This is a genomic window from Intestinibacter sp. (assembly GCF_022780145.1).
In the GTDB taxonomy this organism is placed as follows: domain Bacteria; phylum Bacillota; class Clostridia; order Peptostreptococcales; family Peptostreptococcaceae; genus Intestinibacter.
On the sequence record NZ_JALEXO010000110.1, the window covers coordinates 1 to 3,440 of the forward strand.

The window sequence follows — 3,440 nt, forward strand, 5'->3', positions numbered from 1 at the left end:
ATAAAAATTCCTAATTCCGTTAAATCTATTGGAAATAATGTTTTTAAGGGATGTAGTAATTTAAAAGAAATAGAAATTCCTGATTCTGTTAAATCTATTGGAGATAATGCTTTTTGGGGATGTAGTAATTTAAAAGAGATAAAAATTCCTGATTCTGTTAAATCTATTGGAGATGGTGCTTTTTGTAGTTGTATGAGTTTAAAAGAAATAGAAATTCCTAATTCTATTAAATCTATTGGAAATCATGCTTTTAGTAATTGTACGAAATTAGAAAAAATAAAAATTCCTAATTCTGTTAAATCTATTGGATTTTATGCTTTTCATGGATGTAGTAATTTAAAAGAGATAGAAATTCCTAATTCTGTTAAATCTATTGGAAATCATGCTTTTGATGGATGTAGTGATGAATTTTGTATATATTGTAATAAGGGTTCTTATCCTGAAAAATATGCAAAGATTAATAATATAAAATTTATAAATCTTCCGAAAAAATAAAAAAATATATTTCTTCTATGTTTGAGAAATTTTATCCTCAATATAGAAGAAATATATTTACAATTTACATATCTTTTACAATATTATTTGCCCATTTTTTAGATACTGCTCTCGGCACTCCAAATATAAACTTGGCGATTTCCTCAGTATAAGTAAATGCAACTAATAGATAAATCGGAATTCCTTTATATGCAGCTACAAATGTTATCGGAAGTGAAACAAGCCACATACATCCCATTTCTAAAAATAACGCGTACTTAGTATCGCCACCACTTCTCAAAACTCCTATTACTATGAAAGTGTTAAATGTTCTAAGCGCCATCATAACACCCATTATGATAAATATCTTCTTGATATCAGGAGTTAATCCATCTGAAACACTAAATATTTTCAAAAGAATTGGTGTAGAAAGTATCAATAAAGTACCTAAAATAGCACCTGCTATAGTTACTATCACCGAGAATTTCTTAGAATATCTTATCGCCCTGTCTATATTATTTGCACCTAGTTCATTTCCCATCATTATAGAAGAACCTATCGCTATACAGACCGCTGTCATTATGAAGAAGTTTCCAGTCGTGCTGGCAATCTGACTCGCCGCAATAGCTGATGTCCCAGCTGTAGAGTAAGCAACTGAATAAAGCACACTTCCGAATGCCCAAGTTGTGTCATTCAAAAACGTCGGTGCAGTTTTCTTGATTACAGCATCTGCCAAATCCTTAGTGATTCCTCTTATGTCCTTAAATCCAAATCTCAACTCATAATCATCTCTTACAAAATACACATATCCTATAAGTAAAATAAACTCCACAATTCTAGCTATAACAGTAGCAACAGCAGCTCCCATCACGCCTAATGCTGGAGCTCCAAGTTTTCCAAATATAAAGATATAATTTAAAATTATATTTACGACAAGGGAAATAGAACTACAAACCATTCCTAATCTAGGGTTCATTACATTTCTAGATCCCATGCTGAAAATATAACTAACTGCCATAATTGGATAACAAAATCCTATAACTAAAAAATAATCTCTTGCCTGTTTGACTACTTCACTGTCATAAGAGAAAAAATGAATTATAAAATTAGGGAAAAATACAGCTATCACAAAGAAAATTAACCCTAAAATCAACGCCGCTATGACACTAAATGCAGTTACCTTCTTTATGCTATCTCTGTCTCCTTTTCCGTAAAATTGCGCCATAAATATACCCGTTCCACCTATAATTCCAGATAATGCCATATTGAATAAAAAGAAATATTGATTAGCTATACCTATCGCCGCTATAGATACCTCTCCTAAACTTCCAATCATTACAGTATCGACCATATTTATAAGTGTCGTTATCAAATTTTGGATTATAATCGGAATACATAGTGTGATTAGTGTCTTGTAAAATATTTTATTCTCGTCTGTCATTTTAAATATTCCCTGCAAAATATCACCTCGCCTGTTTATTAATTTAACATACACATTTTAGTATAACCCATTCTATTATAACCTATTTACATATATAAAAAAATCTTTCTTTCAGCAAAAAGAAACTATGCAGGTTTCCCTACATAGTTTCTCGCTTGGTTATCGCTTATTATTTTTTCGGACTCCTGTTACACCCTATAGGTTCTACCCTATGATTATACCACTTTCGCAATATATGGGATTCACGTCAGTCGAGTCAGATTAAAATACGTTACTCGGTTAAAGTAATAATTTAATCTTAACTATATTATTATCAATTTTTTAAATTTTATACTTACCAAAATCTACCAATTATTGTTTATGCCCGCTTGTTTTAGATTTCAAGAATTTCTCGATTTCTACAACTGTGAATATTATAAGCCCACAACATAATGGGTATATCCATTCATAAAATTCAATTGAACCAGTTCTAAATATTCCCTGCATATAAGGCACATATGTGATCCCCATTTGAAGAGCTAAAAGAATTCCTACAACTATAAAAGCTACTTTATTTGAGAACAAGTTTTTAGAAATAGCTCTTCCTGCTGTTCTTATATTGAACAAGTAGAATATTTTCCCAAATACTATTATATTGAGTGTCACTGTACTGGCTGTATTTTGTGAAATTCCTCTACTTATCAAGTACTGATTTACAATTAAACCCAAACCTGCAATTAATATCGCCACATATAGAACTCTAAAAACATCGTAGGTCTTTATTATATTTTCGTGCTTTTGTCGTGGTTTTTTATCCATTATATCGTGCTCGGCTGGTTCAAATACAAATGCAAATGATATAGTCACCGCTGACACCATATTTATCCACAAAAGTTGAACTGGCTGTAATGGTAGTGGATTGCTTAAAAGTATGCTCACAAGCACTATCAATCCCTCTGCTATACTCGTCGGTAATAGGAATTTTATAGTTTTCTTGATGTTGTCGTACACTCGTCGTCCTTCCTTTATTGCATCGACTATAGTTGAGAAATCATCATTTGCCAACACCATATCTGATGCTTCCTTAGCTACATCTGTACCCTTGACACCCATTGCTATACCTATGTCTGCTTGTTTTAAAGCTGGAGCATCATTTACTCCATCACCTGTCATCGCAGTCACCAAATTGTTGGCTTGGTATGCTTTTACAATTCTGAGTTTGTTGTCAGGAGTTGCTCTTGCAAATATATCGTAATCTTGAATTACTGAGCTTAACTCTTCATCTGTTAGTTTATCTACTTCCGGTCCAGTTATAACTTTGTTTTTTTCGGACAACTGAATATGTCTTGCTATTTCTGCTGCTGTTTCAGGGTGATCACCTGTTATCATTTTTATTTTAACACCTGCTCTTCTAGCCTGCAAAATAGCATCTATGACCTCTTCTTTTGGAGGGTCGATTATTCCGACTAGCCCTACAAAAATCATCCCTTCATCCAGTAATTCATGTTCTATTTCTGTCGTATTTTTAGGTAATTTTTTATAAGCA

At 32.3% G+C, this 3,440-nt stretch carries 3 protein-coding genes; 1 reads left to right on the plus strand and 2 read right to left on the minus strand.

The window, feature by feature from the left end; translation table 11 throughout:
* A partial coding sequence (locus MR593_RS03935) for a leucine-rich repeat domain-containing protein (protein ID WP_290687091.1) occupies nt 1-495 on the plus strand: 495 nt, incomplete at its 5' end.
* A 64-nt stretch (nt 496-559) separates the two neighbouring features.
* On the opposite strand, the gene MR593_RS03940 is transcribed toward MR593_RS03935, so the two are convergent.
* Both MR593_RS03940 and MR593_RS03945 read right to left on the minus strand, forming a co-directional pair.
* The gene (locus MR593_RS03940) at nt 560-1,915 is read right to left on the minus strand and encodes an MATE family efflux transporter (RefSeq protein ID WP_290687093.1); all 1,356 of its coding nucleotides are present in this window, start codon (nt 1,913-1,915) and stop codon (nt 560-562) included.
* A 351-nt stretch (nt 1,916-2,266) separates the two neighbouring features.
* Nucleotides 2,267-3,440, minus strand: a 1,174-nt coding sequence (locus MR593_RS03945; RefSeq protein WP_290687094.1) for an HAD-IC family P-type ATPase, incomplete at its 5' end; no start/stop codon positions are given.

Excerpts from the sequence above, each read along its gene's own strand:
- MR593_RS03940 (WP_290687093.1), bottom strand. The coding sequence starts at position 1,915 with ATGACAGACGAGAATAAAATATTTTACAAGACACTAATCACACTATGT.